Annotated in this window: 21 protein-coding genes; 4 read left to right on the forward strand and 17 right to left on the reverse strand. The window is 65.9% G+C overall.

All coding sequences use genetic code 11. From position 1 onward, the window contains the following. On the reverse strand, nt 1-578 hold a 578-nt coding region (locus RT424_RS15995), incomplete at its 3' end, for a coproporphyrinogen III oxidase (protein ID WP_313440318.1). 59 nt (nt 579-637) lie between these two features. On the opposite strand from RT424_RS15995, the gene pdeM reads away from it, so the two are divergent. Together pdeM and infC are read left to right on the forward strand one after the other, a co-directional pair. Next, nucleotides 638-1,342: a ligase-associated DNA damage response endonuclease PdeM gene (pdeM, locus tag RT424_RS16000; protein WP_313440320.1), complete on the forward strand. Its 705-nt coding sequence runs from the start codon at nt 638-640 to the stop codon at nt 1,340-1,342. Nucleotides 1,343-1,504: 162 nt separating this feature from the next. Next, a complete protein-coding gene (gene infC / locus RT424_RS16005) occupies nt 1,505-2,026 on the forward strand; it encodes a translation initiation factor IF-3 (RefSeq protein WP_086491233.1) in 522 nt (173 codons plus the stop codon). Nucleotides 2,027-2,255: 229 nt separating this feature from the next. Here infC and RT424_RS16010 read toward each other — a convergent pair whose 3' ends face one another. The 16 genes from RT424_RS16010 to hisB all read right to left on the reverse strand — a co-directional run bounded on the left by RT424_RS16010 (nt 2,256) and on the right by hisB (nt 12,339). After that, nucleotides 2,256-2,789, reverse strand: coding sequence for a J domain-containing protein (locus RT424_RS16010; RefSeq protein WP_313440325.1), 534 nt, complete (start codon nt 2,787-2,789; stop codon nt 2,256-2,258). Nucleotides 2,790-2,908: 119 nt separating this feature from the next. Then, on the reverse strand, nt 2,909-3,442 hold the full coding sequence (pal, locus tag RT424_RS16015; protein ID WP_313440327.1) for a peptidoglycan-associated lipoprotein Pal: 534 nt from the start codon (nt 3,440-3,442) through the stop codon (nt 2,909-2,911). Nucleotides 3,443-3,590: 148 nt separating this feature from the next. After that, nucleotides 3,591-5,000, reverse strand: a complete 1,410-nt coding sequence (gene tolB / locus RT424_RS16020) for a Tol-Pal system beta propeller repeat protein TolB (RefSeq protein WP_313440329.1) — start codon at nt 4,998-5,000, stop codon at nt 3,591-3,593. Next, nucleotides 4,997-5,953 carry a hypothetical protein gene (locus RT424_RS16025; RefSeq protein ID WP_313440330.1) on the reverse strand — a complete coding sequence of 319 codons (957 nt, stop codon included), beginning with the start codon at nt 5,951-5,953 and terminating at the stop codon, nt 4,997-4,999. The genes tolB and RT424_RS16025 overlap by 4 nt, the downstream gene beginning before the upstream one ends. A 14-nt stretch (nt 5,954-5,967) precedes the next feature. After that, the gene (locus RT424_RS16030; RefSeq protein WP_313440331.1) at nt 5,968-6,426 is read right to left on the reverse strand and encodes a biopolymer transporter ExbD; all 459 of its coding nucleotides are present in this window, start codon (nt 6,424-6,426) and stop codon (nt 5,968-5,970) included. Further along, nucleotides 6,426-7,136: a protein TolQ gene (gene tolQ / locus RT424_RS16035; protein WP_313440333.1), complete on the reverse strand. Its 711-nt coding sequence runs from the start codon at nt 7,134-7,136 to the stop codon at nt 6,426-6,428. Before tolQ ends, RT424_RS16030 begins: the two co-directional genes overlap by 1 nt. Further along, nucleotides 7,133-7,597, reverse strand: coding sequence for a YbgC/FadM family acyl-CoA thioesterase (locus tag RT424_RS16040; protein ID WP_313440335.1), 465 nt, complete (start codon nt 7,595-7,597; stop codon nt 7,133-7,135). The genes tolQ and RT424_RS16040 overlap by 4 nt, the downstream gene beginning before the upstream one ends. A gap of 267 nt (nt 7,598-7,864) precedes the next feature. Next, complete coding sequence (locus tag RT424_RS16045) at nt 7,865-8,242, reverse strand: histidine triad nucleotide-binding protein (protein ID WP_313440337.1); 378 nt, start codon at nt 8,240-8,242, stop codon at nt 7,865-7,867. A gap of 40 nt (nt 8,243-8,282) precedes the next feature. Next, the gene (locus tag RT424_RS16050) at nt 8,283-8,609 is read right to left on the reverse strand and encodes a phosphoribosyl-ATP diphosphatase (RefSeq protein WP_313440339.1); all 327 of its coding nucleotides are present in this window, start codon (nt 8,607-8,609) and stop codon (nt 8,283-8,285) included. Between the two features lie 76 nt (nt 8,610-8,685). Beyond that, nucleotides 8,686-8,856 (reverse strand): PEP-CTERM sorting domain-containing protein, encoded by a 171-nt coding sequence (locus RT424_RS16055; protein WP_313440341.1) that lies wholly within the window; start codon nt 8,854-8,856, stop codon nt 8,686-8,688. A 229-nt stretch (nt 8,857-9,085) separates the two neighbouring features. Further along, on the reverse strand, nt 9,086-9,847 hold the full coding sequence (hisF, locus tag RT424_RS16060; RefSeq protein WP_313440343.1) for an imidazole glycerol phosphate synthase subunit HisF: 762 nt from the start codon (nt 9,845-9,847) through the stop codon (nt 9,086-9,088). A 4-nt stretch (nt 9,848-9,851) separates the two neighbouring features. Next, entirely contained in the window at nt 9,852-10,097 is a 246-nt protein-coding gene (locus tag RT424_RS16065) for a hypothetical protein (RefSeq protein WP_313440345.1), read from the reverse strand. Further along, the gene (gene hisA / locus RT424_RS16070; protein ID WP_313440347.1) at nt 10,094-10,822 is read right to left on the reverse strand and encodes a 1-(5-phosphoribosyl)-5-[(5-phosphoribosylamino)methylideneamino]imidazole-4-carboxamide isomerase; all 729 of its coding nucleotides are present in this window, start codon (nt 10,820-10,822) and stop codon (nt 10,094-10,096) included. Before hisA ends, RT424_RS16065 begins: the two co-directional genes overlap by 4 nt. Nucleotide 10,823: 1 nt before the next feature. Beyond that, on the reverse strand, nt 10,824-11,447 hold the full coding sequence (gene hisH / locus RT424_RS16075; protein ID WP_313440349.1) for an imidazole glycerol phosphate synthase subunit HisH: 624 nt from the start codon (nt 11,445-11,447) through the stop codon (nt 10,824-10,826). Then, the gene (locus RT424_RS16080) at nt 11,444-11,737 is read right to left on the reverse strand and encodes a YciI family protein (protein ID WP_313440351.1); all 294 of its coding nucleotides are present in this window, start codon (nt 11,735-11,737) and stop codon (nt 11,444-11,446) included. Before RT424_RS16080 ends, hisH begins: the two co-directional genes overlap by 4 nt. Continuing rightward, on the reverse strand, nt 11,737-12,339 hold the full coding sequence (gene hisB / locus RT424_RS16085; RefSeq protein ID WP_021233127.1) for an imidazoleglycerol-phosphate dehydratase HisB: 603 nt from the start codon (nt 12,337-12,339) through the stop codon (nt 11,737-11,739). The genes RT424_RS16080 and hisB overlap by 1 nt, the downstream gene beginning before the upstream one ends. A 187-nt stretch (nt 12,340-12,526) precedes the next feature. Here hisB and RT424_RS16090 point away from each other — a divergent pair, with 187 nt between their 5' ends. Both RT424_RS16090 and RT424_RS16095 read left to right on the forward strand, forming a co-directional pair. Beyond that, nucleotides 12,527-13,027 (forward strand): SspB family protein, encoded by a 501-nt coding sequence (locus tag RT424_RS16090; protein WP_313440407.1) that lies wholly within the window; start codon nt 12,527-12,529, stop codon nt 13,025-13,027. Nucleotides 13,028-13,133: 106 nt separating this feature from the next. Further along, the gene (locus RT424_RS16095) at nt 13,134-13,562 is read left to right on the forward strand and encodes a hypothetical protein (protein WP_313440354.1); all 429 of its coding nucleotides are present in this window, start codon (nt 13,134-13,136) and stop codon (nt 13,560-13,562) included. The last annotated feature ends 79 nt before the right edge of the window (nt 13,563-13,641 follow it).

Genomic DNA, 13,641 nt, shown 5'->3' on the forward strand with positions numbered 1-13,641 from the left:
ACCTTGCGGTGCGGGATGTAGAAGTAATCGTCCGCCCAGGCCTTGTAGCGCTCGTAATAGTCCGCGCCATGGGCATCGCAGGCCGCCTGGAGTTCGGCGTGGAACTCGGTCGTGTCCTCGTCATAGGGGATCGGCGGGTTGAGGTCGGCGCCGCCGCCGAACCAGGCCTTGGTGGTCGTCAGGAACCGAGTGTTCATGTGCACGGCCGGAACGTGCGGATTGGCCATGTGCGCGACGAGGCTGATGCCGGTGGCGGAAAAGCCGTTCCGCTCCGCCGAGGCGCCGTTGATCGTGCCCGCGAAATCCTTCGACAGCGCTCCGACCACGGTGGAGACGTTGACGCCCACCTTCTCGAAGACCTTGCCCTTCATCAGGCCGCGCGTGCCGCCTCCGGTCTCACCCTCTTCACCGCCCTCCACGGCAGCGCGCTGCCAAGGCGTATACTCGAACGCAGCCGAAGAACCGGCCTCGCGTTCGATCGCCTCGAATTCGGCACAGATGCGGTCGCGCAGCGTCTCGAACCAGTCGCGCGCGCGGGCGGTTTCGGCAGTCCAGTCTTGGGTCGGCCCATCGGTCATCGTATTTCCTCTTCCGCCCGGCGCTTGCCAAATCGGACGGGCTGCGGCAAGGGAAAGCCATGGTTCCCTTTTCGTTCCAGTCAGAGGAGTTGCAGCTGATCGCGCCGCCGCCCGGTGGCGGGACGGTACGCGGTGCCGCGCTCTACTGGCCGCGCGAGCAGGCCCTGCTGGTGGCCGATCTTCACCTCGAAAAGGCCAGCTTCTTCGCCCGCACCGGGCAGATGCTCCCGCCCTACGACAGCCGCGAGACGCTGGAGCGAATCGCCCTGGCCGTGCGGCAGACCGGCGCCCGCCGAATCTTCGCCCTGGGGGACAATTTTCACGACAGCAGGGGCACGGAGCGGCTCGACGCGCATGCCGCAGGCATGCTCGGCGCGCTCACCCGCGCGCTGGACTGGGTGTGGATCACCGGCAACCACGATCCTCATCTGGGCAGCGAAGCGGGCGGCACCCGCGTGGAAGAGATCGAGGTGAACGGCATCGCGCTTCGCCACGAAGCCCGCCCCGGCACTACCGGCCCGGAACTGTCTGGTCATTTCCACCCCCGCCTGATCGTCACGGCGCGGGGGCGCAGAATTGCCCGGCCTTGCGTGGTCCACAGCGGAAACCGGCTGATTCTTCCGGCTTTCGGGGCCCTGACCGGCGGCATGGACGCCGCCGATCCGGCCATCCTGAAGGCGCTGCAACCGGCCCGACAGATCGACGCTCTGCTCACCGCGAAAGACCAATTGCTGTGCTATCCCCTCTGGCGATCCGCCGCCTGAATACCTACATGGCGTCATGGCCGTTTCACACGGCTCGGGCGTCCTGTAGAATTTGCTGAAATCGTGCTTTGCGTGCGGGCGCGATTCGCATTAATGACGCCCGCACTCGCCTAGCGACAGCAACGATTCAGGAGAACGCTTATAGCACCCCCACCCCGGCGCATGATGACGCCACCGGTCAAGAGTGGCCCGCGCTACAATAACATGATCCAGTCGGACAAGGTCCGGGTTATCGACCAGGACGGCGAGAACATCGGCGTCATGTATACGCGCCAGGCGATCGAGCAGGCGGCCGAAGTCGGCCTCGACCTGGTCGAAGTCTCGCCCAACGCGGATCCGCCGGTGTGCAAGTTCCTGGATGTTGGCAAGTTCCGGTACGAGGCCCAGAAAAAGGCCAATGCCGCGCGCAAGACCCAGAAGACGCAGGAGATCAAGGAGATCAAGATGCGTCCGAACATCGACGATCACGACTACGATACCAAGATGCGTAACGTAGTCCGCTTCATCGGTGACGGGGACAAGGTCAAGGTCACCCTGCGTTTCCGCGGGCGCGAGCTTTCGCACCAGCAGCTGGGCATGAACCTGCTGCGCCGCGTGCAGGAAGACGTGGCCGAGATCGCCAAGATCGAAGCCTATCCGCGCATGGAAGGCCGCCAGATGCTGATGGTGCTCTCGCCGAAGTAAGCGACTGCACGTCACGCAATGGTAAAACGCGAAGGGCGCGCCGCAAGGCGCGCCCTTTGTGTTTGTGGATGCGAATAGAGTTGAGATAGCCGTCGTCCCGGACCTGATCCGGGACCGCTGGCAATTCTTTAGGCGAGAGCTTGAGGAAAAGGCGCCTTGTCGATGCGTGGGCCGTTCACGGCCAGCGGTCCCGGATCAAGTCCGGGACGACGTTGCTTTCGAGGCTAGCTCAGCCCTTCCACTCGCGGCGTTCCTCGGCCGCGCGCAGGACTTCGTAGGCAAGCTGGTAGGTCTGGAACGCCTTGGCCGCTTCCGGATCGCCCGGCTTCACGTCCGGATGGACTTCCTTCGCCTTAGTGCGCCACGCCTTGCGAACCGCGTCGAACTCCGCATCGGGGTCCAGCCCCAGCGCCTCCAGCGCGCGCAACTCGTCGCGGCTGCGGGTGCCGTCTCCCGACCCTGCCCAACCGTAATGTGCCGACTCCTTGTAGCCCGCGCTTTCGGCCTGCTCATCCGATTCCCGGCGCGCCGCTTCCTCGGCATCGAGACCGGCGAAGTAGTCCCATCCCGCGTTGTATTCCGCGGCATGCTTCTGGCAGAAATACCAGCGATCCGGGCTGTTCGGGCTTTTCGGCGCGGGACAGTTGCCGGGTTCGGTACAGCCGTGCCGATCGCACAGGCGCACCTCCGCAGCCTCGCGCGAGCTGCCATAGCTGCGCCAGCGCGGGAAACCCCAGTCCATCGATCGACCTGCGCGACTCATTCGACGGGCGATACCTGTCCTGAGGAAGCCAATGCAAGTGCAGATGGCACGAGCCCCATGCAAAAGGCCCGGCTCGCCATCGCGAACCGGGCCTTTCGGAAATGGGACTGAACGTCCGATCAGTCGATCGTGACAGTCACCGCGCGGCGGTTCTGCGCCCACGAGGCTTCGTCCGACCCCAGGGCGACCGGGCGTTCCTTGCCGTAGCTCACGGTGTTGATGCGCGAGGCATCGATGCCGAGGCTGACGAGGTAGTTCTTGGCCGCATTGGCGCGGCGCTCACCCAGCGCAAGGTTGTACTCGCGGGTGCCGCGTTCGTCGGCATGGCCTTCCACGGTGGCGCGCTTGCTCGGGTACTGCTGCAACCACTGCGCCTGCTTCGACAGCGCGGCCTGGTCGGTGGCGTCGACGCTGTCTTCGTTCAGCTCGAAGTAGATGGTGTCCGAGCCCATCATCCGGGCGACGAAATCGGCTTGGCTGCCCGGCTGCGGGCCGCTCGGCGGTGGGGTGGTCGGCGCGGTGGTGGCCGGGCCCGGCTCGGGCGGCAATTCCTTCGGGGCCTTCGACGCGCATGCCGACATGGCAAGAGCCCCGGCGATGAGGAGCATTGTCGATCCGGTCTTCACATGACGGGGGTACATGAGGGCAGGCATGAGGCAATCTCCTAAGTGCGCAGCCAATTGTAAATGGCCTGCGATTGGTGAAGTTCCGTGTAATTCTGAGTGCTGTCAACCTGAACGGACGTCTCTTTTCAGAGACGTTCCGTTTCAGGCGCCCGATGAAGGGAGTGCAATGGGAGTGTCAGGGGCGAACCGGGCCCCATGCCGGGTCCGAGGCGCCGACCGGCGTAGGCAGCTTGCGCTCGTTGCGGCCGGTGAGGTCCACCTGCCAGATCGAGGCCGTGCCCGCACCCTTGGCCGTGCGGAAGAACTGGATGATGCGGCCGTTCGGCGACCAGGTGGGCGCCTCGTCCTGCCACGAATCCGTGAGGTGACGCATGCCGCCGCCGCTGGGGCTCATGACGGCGATGCGCAGGTTGCCCACCACATGGGTGAAGGCGATCTGGTCTCCGCGCGGGCTCCATTCCGGCGTCGCCGCGCGGCCGCCGAAGAAGCTGATGCGGCGCTGGTTCGAACCGTCCGCGTTCATAACGTAGATCTGCTGGTTGCCCGAGCGGTCGCTTTCGAACACGATCTGGCTGCCGTCCGGCGAGTAGGAGCCGCCGATCGAGATGCCCGGCGTGTTGGTCAGGCGCTGCGGGGTGCCGCCGCCTGCCGAGGAGATGCGGTAGATGTCGGTATTGCCGCCCGAAGCCATCGAATAGAGCACCCACTTGCCGTCCGGCGACCAGCGCGGCGCCATCGTCGGGTTGCCGGTGCGCGCGATCAGCTTCTGCGTGTTGCTGCCAAGGTCGTAGACGTAGATGCTCGGCTGTCCGTTGAGGTAGGACAGATAGAGGATCTTCGAATAGTCCGGCGAATAGCGCGGGGTCAGCGCGGTAGACTGACCGCTGGTGAGGTAGCGGTGGTTGGCGCCGTCCGAATCCATGATCGCCAGGCGCTTCATGCGGTGGTCCTTGGGACCGGTCTCGGCGATATAGGCGATCTTGGAATCGAAGAACGGGCTTTCGCCGGAAAGGCGCGAATAGACCATGTCGGCACACTTGTGTGCGGCACGACGCCAGTCGGACGGCGGAACCTGCCAGCCACCCTTCACCAGCTGCTGCTTGAGCGCGACGTCGTAGAGATAGCAGCCGACCGTGATCTGGCCGCCACTGCCCGCGCGAACGTAGCCCTGCACCAGCATATTGGCGGCGCGGGCCGACCACACCGGGAAGTCCGGGGTCTGGACCTGCGAATAGGCAGGCTGCGGCAGGCCGTCCGGGCCGGAGGGCTTGAACAGGCCGTTGTTCTTGAGGTCGGCGGCGACCACTTGCGACAGCGCCCGGCCAAGCGCGGCGGTGGAGCCGGCGTTGGTGCCGGTGGGCACGTCGGCATCGGTGGCGAACGTGGTGATGGCGATGCCGAGATCCTGCCAGTCGCTGTCGTCCGAGACGGTCACCTGGAGGCCTCCGTCCTCATCGGCAGGGGCGGCAGGAGCGGCGGGAGCCGCCTCCGGCACCGACTGGACGGGCGGAGCGCTCTGCGCCAGTGCCGCCGCGGAACCGGAAAGCAGCAGGCCAAATGCAGCGATGTGGATGATCTTCTTCATTGCGATAGCCTTCTGTCGAAGTTGGTCGTGATGACCTTCCAACCGTTGTAGAGGTCTTCCGGCAGATTGAACGGCGCCGCAAGCTTCACGGCGCGGATCGCCTGTTCCTGGTGGCGCTTGACCTGCGCCGAATTGGCATCGTTCTGGCCGGTCGTACGCAGGACCTGCGGATCGCCGTCGAGGCTGCCGTCCTTGTTGAGGCGGAAGCGCACCGTGGTCACCAGCAGTTCCGCGTCGGCGCCTTGCGGCGCTGCCCAGTGCGGCTTGAGCTGGCGGCTGATCGCGCCGTTCAGCGCCGAAACCGCTGCCGGGCCAAGCGCGGCAGCCGGCTGCCCCTTGCCCTGGGTCGAGGTCGCCCCCGAGACGCCCGAGAGGAAGTCGGCGCCCACGCGGCTGCCGCCTGCCTTCTTGGGCGGCGTGGTGGCCTTGCTCGATGCCGAACCCGACTTGCCGACGATCCGGTCGATGGCGCTGTCGCGGCTGGGCGCCGGCTTGGCGGCAGGCTTTGCAGCAGGCTTCTGGGGCGCGGGCTTGGGCTTGGCCGGAGCGGGCTTGGGCGGCGCCGGTTTCGGCTTCGGAGGCGCTGGTTTGGGCGGAGCAGGCTTGGGAGCCGGTTGAGGCCGCGGCTTGGGCGGCTGCGGACGCGGCGCGGGAGCCGGAGGAGGTGGAACCGGCTCAGGCTGAGGCAGCGGTTCCGGCTCGGGAGCCGGGGCCGGAGGCGGCGCCGCTTCGCCCAGTTCCGGCGCGATATCCGGCGCGGCCTGGCTGAACGGATCGGGAGAGGTCGAGGTCATGCCGACCTGATCGCTCAGCGTCACCTCGATGCGCTGCGGCGGCTTCACGACGTCGGTCTGCGCGGGCCGCAGCACTATGACCGCCAGCACCGCCAGATGCAGCGCGACCGCCAGCGTGAGCCCCAGCCCCTCGTCCTTGCGCAATCCCAGCATTGCCATCGTGCCAGCCTAACTCAGCCGCCTGAACCGCTGCTGACACCCGTCACCAGCGAGATCGAGGTGAAACCGGCGTGGTTCAGTTCGCCCATCACGTCGACGACCCGGCCATAGTCCAGGGCCTTGTCGGCGCGCAGGGTGACCTGCGGCTTGCGGCCGTCGGCACCGTCCGGCACCGAGGCGAGGCGCTCGGTCAGTTCGCCCGGCGCAAGCGCTTCGGTTTCGTAATAGACGGTTCCATCGCGCTGGATCGAGATCGTGATCTGGTCCTGCTCCTCGCTCATCGCCTTGGCGCGGCTGTCGGGCAGTTCGATCGGCACGGCCGCCTTGAGCAGCGGCGCGGTGACCATGAAGATGATCAGCAGCACCAGCATGACGTCGACCAGCGGCGTCACGTTGATTTCGGCCATGGGGGTACGTCCCCCGCCGCTGCGTCGGCTATTTCGCCTGCCGCCGCCGGAAACGCCCATGCCCATCAGCGCTGCTCCAGCTCACGCGTGAGCGCGGAGTGCAGCCGGTCGGCAAAGCGCTGGAGGCGCGATTCGAACAGGTTCACGCGGTGCGAGAAGCGGTTGTAGGCGATCACCGCCGGGATAGCCGCGAACAGGCCGATGGCGGTAGCGAACAGCGCCTCCGAAATGCCGGGCGCGACCACCGCCAGCGAGGAATTCTGCTGCTGGCCGATCTGGAAGAAGCTGTTCATGATGCCCCAGACGGTGCCGAACAGACCAACGAAGGGCGCCACCGAACCGACGGTCGCCAGGAAGTTGAGGCGGTTGGCAATGCGGTCGCTTTCCTCACCCACCGAGGACGTCATGGCCAGGGCGATACGCTCGCGCGCGCCATCGGGGTCGAACTTGGGCATGGCCGCATTGCGGCGCCATTCGGCCAGGCCTGCTCCCGCGACTTTGCCCATCGGCACGTCGCCGCGACGGCGTTCCTTCTGGTAGGCCTCGAAGTTCTGGGCCTCCCAGAAGCCTTCCTCGTATTCGGCGCACTTGCGGTTGAGGCTGCCGATGCGCAGCATGAAGCTGATGATGATGGCCCAGACCCAGACGCTCGCCAGGATCAGCCCCGCCATGATCGACTGCACGACGATATCGGCGTGGAGGAACAGCGTCACCGGATTGAGGTGGTTGGAATCGCTGCCGATGGTGACGGCGGAGGCGAGCAGTTCAAAAGTCATTCTTGTCCTCTCGGATGCTCTTGCATGAGCGAGGCGAAAGCGTGTTGCCAGGCGGCGGGCTGTTTGCGCGGTCGTCCTTCAGGACCGATGAACCCGACCTTTACCGTGGCCTCGGCAAGGCGAATTTCTCCGCGCCGCGCCACTTGGCGAAGGGTGCAGCTCACCCGGCCGACCTGCAGCGCATGGGTATCGATCACCACCCCGTCCCCGAGGCGCGCGGGCGAAAGGTAACGGATGTTCACTTCCGCGACGGTGTAGAGCCCTTCGCCGGACTCCAGTGCCGCGCGCTGGTCGATGCCCAGCAGGTCGAGCAGGTCGGAGCGGGCCCGTTCGAACCAGCGGATGTAATTGGCATGATAGACCACCCCGCCCGCGTCGGTATCCTCGTAGAACACGCGAAGCGCATAGCGGTGAAGCGGTCCGTCGAGGACGCCGCTGGGGGGGAGAGGATCGCTGCTCATGCTGCCGAGTTGTGTAGCGGGAGGGGGCCGTAGCGCAATCCACTCGTCGCACTTATCCAAGGTGTACAGGCGAAAAGGCGGTTAATTGCGCCGTAATTACGGCTCCAGCAGAAACAATCGTCGTCCCGGACTTGATCCGGGACCGCTGTCCGGGCCGCGAAACCTTGCGTGCAGGGCGGGCAGGCAGGCAGCGTCTCTCCGAGAGCTGGGCGCGGCATTGCCAGCGGTCCCGGATCAAGTCCGGGACGACGGGGTTTGCTCGCCCTCCTAGTCCGCGATCATCTGGAAGAACTGGCGGCCGCCGAAGATGTGAACATGAAGATGCGGCACTTCCTGATGCCCGTTGGTGCCCATGTTGACCATCAGGCGATAGCCCGGCTCGTCCAGCTCCAGCTGGCGGGTGACGTGGCCGATGGCACGCATGAACCCGGCGATTTCGGCATCGTCCGCCTTGGCGGTGAAGTCATCCCATGAGACATAGGCGGCTTTGGGGATCACCAGCACATGGACCGGCGCCTGCGGGCGGATGTCGTTGAAGGCCAGCGCGAAGTCGTCCTCGTAGACCTTGCTGCACGGCAGCTCGCCGCGCAGGATCTTCGCGAAGATGTTGTTCTCGTCGTAGGGCAACTTGGGGTCGATCGGCATCGGTGTCTCCCGGAGAGTCGAAAACGATGGGGCTGGAGGCTCAGTCCCTGGGGCGGGCAGCCTTTTCGGCAATGCCTGAGACGCCTTCGCGGCGGTCCAGTTCGGCCAGCACGGCGGCGAACGGCACGTCGCGCGCGCCGAGCAGCACCATGAGGTGGAAGATCAGGTCGGCCGCCTCGCCGGTGAGCGCCTGGTCGTCCTCGGTGAGGGCGGCGATCACGGTTTCGGTGGCCTCTTCGCCCAGCTTCTGCGCGATCTTGCCGAGGCCCCGTGCATGGAGCTTGGCGACGTAGCTGCTGTCGGGATCGGCGGCGCGGCGGGCGGCGATCGTGGCTTCGAGACGGGCGAGAGTGTCGGGGCTGCTCATGCCATGCCCATGCGGCGCAAGGGCGATGCGGTCAAGCGCGTCGAAACCGGCAGGCGGTCAAAATCGGCAGAGGGGGTCAGTCCTTGCGCTTGGTCGAAAAGCGCCGCCCGATCACCACGCCCGCCACCCCCATCGCCAGCAGGAGCAACCCGCTCGGCTCCGGCAGCCGCGTGGCATCGGCCGCGAACGCGGGCACAGGGACGAGGGTTGCCGCCAGGACGGCAGAGAGGCAGGGGTAGCGACGCACGACAGGCTCCTGCGGGACTGATAGGGCGACCATTGCCGCCGCGGCTGGAAACGACAAGTGCGCATCGGCGCCTGTCCCGATCCGGGGCGATCGACGGTGCAGGCCTTGCGAAAATCGTCGTCCCGGACTTGATCCGGGACCGCTGTCCGGGCCGCGCCTCGCTCGCGGTGGGGTGTCTAAAGTACTGCCAGCGGTCCCGGATCAAGTCCGGGACGACGTGGGCGGCCATCTAGCCGCGCGCCGGCAATCCGGCCGAGCGCAGCGCCGCGTGGGCTTCCGCAATCGAATGCTTGCCGAAGTGGAAGATCGAGGCCGCCAGCACCGCGCTGGCCTTGCCTTCGGTCACGCCCGCCACTAGGTGATCGAGATTGCCCACCCCGCCGCTGGCGATCACCGGCACCGAGACGCTCTCGGCAATCAGCCGCGTAAGTTCGAGATCGTAGCCGTTCTGCGTGCCGTCGCCGTCCATCGAGGTCACGAGCAGTTCACCCGCACCGTAGTCTGCCAGCTTCACGGCATGTTCCAACGCGTCGATCCCGGTCGCCTTGCGGCCACCGTGCGTGAAGATTTCCCACTTTCCGGACGAGACCTTGCGCGCATCCACCGAGGCGACGATGCACTGCGAGCCGAACTTTTCGGCGATGTCGGCCACGACTTCGGGGCGTGAGACGGCGGCGGAATTGACCGCCACTTTGTCCGCACCGGCCAGCAGCAGCGCGCGGGCGTCCTCTGCCGTGCGCACGCCGCCGCCGACGGTCAGCGGCATGAAGCAGACTTCGGCGGTGCGCTGGACGACATCGAGCAGAGTGCCGCGCCCTTCGTGGCTGGCGGAAATATCGAGGAAGCACAGTTCGTCCGCCCCGGCCGCGTCGTAGGCACGCGCCTGCTCGACCGGATCACCGGCGTCGATAAGGTCGACGAAGTTCACGCCCTTCACGACGCGGCCGTTGGCGACGTCGAGGCAGGGAATGACGCGGATACGAACGGTCATCGTGTTACTCCACCGGCTTGAAGAACAGGAGCACGCAGAACACGCCTACCGTCAGGCAGACGGCGAAGTTGAACGCGGTGTAGCCCCAGAACTTGCGCGGGCTCTCATCGCGCGCCGCTTCCACTTTCGAGCGCGCGCGGCTGAACAGCATGAGCCGCGCCCTGCCCTTGCGGAAGTCGCGCAGGGCAAAGATCGCGCCCGGCACGAAGATCGCCAGCGCCAGGACGGCGACGAGGCGGTTCTCGTTCACGCCTTCTCCGCCATCGCGATCGCGGCGGCAAGGTCCAGGCGGCCGTCGTAGAGCGCCCGTCCGGTGATGACGCCCTCGATGCCGTCGTTCGCGTGCACCGCCAGCAGGCGAATGTCGTCGAGGCCCTTCACGCCGCCGCTGGCGATCACCGGCAAGTCGGTGCGGCGGGCGAGATCGACGGTGGCGTCGATGTTGCAGCCCTTGAGCAGGCCGTCGCGGCCGATATCGGTGAACAGCAGCGAGGCCACGCCCGCGTCCTCGAAACGGCGGGCCATGTCGACGATCGAGACATCGGAAACTTCTGCCCAGCCCTCGGTCGCGACCATGCCGTCGCGCGCGTCCACCGCGACGACGATGCCGCCCGGATATTCGCGCGCCATGTCCTTGACGAACTGCGGATCCTTCAGCGCCGCCGTGCCCATGACGATGCGCGAGACGCCGAGATCGAACCAGCCCGCCACCGCCTCACGCGTACGGATGCCGCCGCCGAGCTGGACGTGACCGGGGAACGCTTCGAGAATGGCCTCCACCGCCTCGCGGTTCTCGGCCCGGCCCGCGAAGGAACCGTCGAGATCGACGACATGGAGGTACTGCGATCCGGCTTCGGCAAAAAGCATCGCCTGCGCGGCGGGGTTGTCGCCATAGACGGTAGCACGGTCCATGTCGCCTTCGGCCAGGCGCACGACCTGCCCCTGCTTCAGATCTATGGCGGGAAAAACGATCATCTCAGGGCTTCCATTCGAGGAAACGGGAAAGCAGCGCGAGGCCGTAAGCCTGGCTCTTTTCGGGGTGGAACTGCACGCCTACGACATTGTCCCTGGCCACCGCAGCGACAAGGCCGCCGCCATGGTCGGTCATCGCCGCCACATGCGCGCCGTCCTCGGGCTGGAAGTGGTAGGAGTGCAGGAAATAGGCCTCGCCGGGCTCGATCAGTCCTTGCGCGGGATCCTTGCGGCCCAGCGAAACGTCGTTCCAGCCCATGTGCGGAATCTTGATGGCGGGATCGGTGCGATCGATGATCTGCACCTGCCCGCCGATCCAGTCGAGCCCCCGCGTCACGCCGTGCTCAAGACCGCGGGTGGCGAGAAGCTGCATGCCCACGCAGATGCCCAGGAACGGCGCGCCGCCGACATGGACGCGCTCCGTCATCGCCTCCACCATGCCGCGAATGCCCCAGAGACCTTCGGCGCAGGACCGGAAGGAACCGACACCCGGCAGGACGATGCGGTCCGCCGCACGCACCACGTCGGGGCTGGCGGTGACGACCACATTGTCCGCACCGGCCGCCCGCAGCGCATTGGCGACCGAATAGAGGTTGCCGGCGCCGTAGTCGATCAGCGCCAGGGTCATCCGGCGAGACCGGCGATGCTGTCGTCCAAGAAACCGTGCGCCCATTCGATCACTTCGAACTCGGCAACGCCGCCCGCCACGAAGGGATCTTCGGCGGCCAGCAGTTCCACGGCATTGCGGCTTTCGCCCCGCGCCAGGATCAGCCCGCCGTCACGAGGCACCTTGCGGCCCCAGCCCAGGAAATGGCCTGCGGCGTGGTTGCCCTTCAGCCAGGCGACATGGTCAGCCAGCAGGCCGTCCACATCCTCGATCGGGGCGGTGTAACGAAGGGAGATGATGAAGCTGGCCATTACAACGATTCCTGTCCGAGAATGCCCTTGGTCGAAGGGATTGCCCCGCCCTTGCGCGGGTCCAGTTCGACGGCGGTGCGCATCGCGCGGGCGAAGCCCTTGAAGATGCCTTCGCAGATGTGGTGATTGTTGGTGCCGTAGAGAAGCTCGATATGCAGGGTGATGCCCACGGCCTGCGCGATCGAGTGGAACCAGTGTTCCACCATCTCGGTGTCGAACTCGCCCAGCTTGTCCTGGGTGAAGCCCGCCTTCCAGACCAGCCAGGGCCGGCCCGAGATGTCGAGCGAGACGCGGCTCAGCGCCTCGTCCATCGGCGAATGGACGTCGCCGTAGCGGCCGATCCCCGCGCGGTCGCCCAGGGCCTGGCTGATCGCCTGGCCGATGGCGATGGCGCTGTCTTCCGTGGTGTGGTGCTGGTCCACATGAAGGTCGCCCTTGATGCGGCAGGCGATGTCGATCAGCGAATGGCGGCTGAACTGCTCGATCATATGGTCGAGGAAGCCGATCCCTGTGGAGACCTGATAGGCCCCCGTGCCGTCGAGGTTCACCTCCACGGCGATGTCGGTCTCGTGAGTCTTGCGGATGATCGAGGCGGTGCGCATGGCAGGGCCTATAGACCTGTGCGTCAGGGAATCAATTCCACGCGGCACCAAGTGTGCGCGAAAAGCGTTTCCTGAGTAATCTTCGGTCGCACTCGATCCAAACGACCTAGGGAAAACCCGTCGGAACGTGCTATTTTACGCTTTAAGCCGCTTGACCGACACTGGAAGCATGAGCACCAAGGGCGCGATGAACGATACGCCACCAGACAGCCTTATCCCCTACGACGAGATCGTGCAGGAGGCCCTGCGCGCCGTCGTGGGCCGCGTTCTCGGCCAGGTCGAAGCCGGAAACGGCATCCTGCCGGGGAACCACCACTTCTACATCACCTTCAAGACCGGAGCGCCAGGGGTGTCCATCCCTGCCGAACTGCGGGCAAGGTTCCCGGACGAGATGACCATCGTCCTTCAGAACAAGTTCTGGGATCTGGCGGTGCGCGAAGACGGTTTCACCGTGAGCCTGAGCTTCAACCAGCTCCCGGCCAAGCTGGTGATTCCCTTCTCCGCGATCACTGCCTTCGTGGATCCGGCGGTGGATTTCGGCCTCCAGTTCCAGGCCATGTCCGACGACGACGAGGAAGACGAGCTTTCCGCCCCGGAGAACGATTCGGAACGCGACGTTGCCTCGCGCATTACTCCCAGCGAAGACGGATCGAACGTCGTTTCGGTCGATTTCGGCAAGAAGAAGTAAGGCGGGCAGGCAAAGGCCCGGGAAAGAAAGATCCATGGGCGTCACCAGAGTCCCCGCGAAACTGGGAAAAAGCGTCGGGAATGGCGTAAGCAAGGCTGGCACGGCAGTGAAGAATACTGCCGTGAAAGCCAAGGACACTGCCGCGAAAGCGAGGGACAGGGCCGTTACCCTCAGCGGCCCCAGTCCAAATACCGCCACCAATCTTGCCATTGCCGACATCGCGTTGCGTGGAGGCACCTTCCTTGCCCGGCGCGCGATGGAGCATGCCCTGCTCGGCAAGCGCTACACCCCGGAGAAAGCCAAGCAGATCCTGCGCGGGCGCTCCTTCACCCAGTCCATGGTCCACACCATGATTGCCCGCATGGCCCTGGGATCGGTCCCCGGCGCCGCGCTGGTGGTCGGCGGACTTGCCGCCAAGACGCTGTTCGAACGTAGCAGGGCGCGCAAGGAACGGGCGCGCGGCGAAAGCCAGATCGCGGATATGGCGGAAGAAGGCGAAGGCGAATCGGATCTGGTGCCGACGCTCACCAAATGATCGCCAAGAGACGTCGTAAACGCGAAGTGACGTCGTCCCGGACTTGATCCGGGACCGCTGGCCGTGACCAGCGCACCTG

Source organism: Novosphingobium sp. (assembly GCF_032093395.1).
Lineage (GTDB): Bacteria > Pseudomonadota > Alphaproteobacteria > Sphingomonadales > Sphingomonadaceae > Novosphingobium.

Coding starts and splice junctions, on each gene's coding strand:
- hisB (WP_021233127.1), bottom strand. CDS start 12,339: ATGCGCACCGCCTCGATCATCCGCAAGACTCACGAGACCGACATCGCC.
- infC (WP_086491233.1), top strand. CDS start 1,505: ATGATGACGCCACCGGTCAAGAGTGGCCCGCGCTACAATAACATGATC.
- pal (WP_313440327.1), bottom strand. CDS start 3,442: ATGCCTGCCCTCATGTACCCCCGTCATGTGAAGACCGGATCGACAATG.
- RT424_RS16025 (WP_313440330.1), bottom strand. CDS start 5,953: ATGGCAATGCTGGGATTGCGCAAGGACGAGGGGCTGGGGCTCACGCTG.
- hisH (WP_313440349.1), bottom strand. CDS start 11,447: ATGACCCTGGCGCTGATCGACTACGGCGCCGGCAACCTCTATTCGGTC.
- RT424_RS16090 (WP_313440407.1), top strand. CDS start 12,527: ATGAACGATACGCCACCAGACAGCCTTATCCCCTACGACGAGATCGTG.
- tolQ (WP_313440333.1), bottom strand. CDS start 7,136: ATGACTTTTGAACTGCTCGCCTCCGCCGTCACCATCGGCAGCGATTCC.
- hisF (WP_313440343.1), bottom strand. CDS start 9,847: ATGACCGTTCGTATCCGCGTCATTCCCTGCCTCGACGTCGCCAACGGC.
- hisA (WP_313440347.1), bottom strand. CDS start 10,822: ATGATCGTTTTTCCCGCCATAGATCTGAAGCAGGGGCAGGTCGTGCGC.
- tolB (WP_313440329.1), bottom strand. CDS start 5,000: ATGAAGAAGATCATCCACATCGCTGCATTTGGCCTGCTGCTTTCCGGT.
- RT424_RS16030 (WP_313440331.1), bottom strand. CDS start 6,426: ATGGGCATGGGCGTTTCCGGCGGCGGCAGGCGAAATAGCCGACGCAGC.
- RT424_RS16050 (WP_313440339.1), bottom strand. CDS start 8,609: ATGAGCAGCCCCGACACTCTCGCCCGTCTCGAAGCCACGATCGCCGCC.
- pdeM (WP_313440320.1), top strand. CDS start 638: ATGGTTCCCTTTTCGTTCCAGTCAGAGGAGTTGCAGCTGATCGCGCCG.
- RT424_RS16080 (WP_313440351.1), bottom strand. CDS start 11,737: ATGGCCAGCTTCATCATCTCCCTTCGTTACACCGCCCCGATCGAGGAT.
- RT424_RS16010 (WP_313440325.1), bottom strand. CDS start 2,789: ATGAGTCGCGCAGGTCGATCGATGGACTGGGGTTTCCCGCGCTGGCGC.
- RT424_RS16040 (WP_313440335.1), bottom strand. CDS start 7,597: ATGAGCAGCGATCCTCTCCCCCCCAGCGGCGTCCTCGACGGACCGCTT.
- RT424_RS16045 (WP_313440337.1), bottom strand. CDS start 8,242: ATGCCGATCGACCCCAAGTTGCCCTACGACGAGAACAACATCTTCGCG.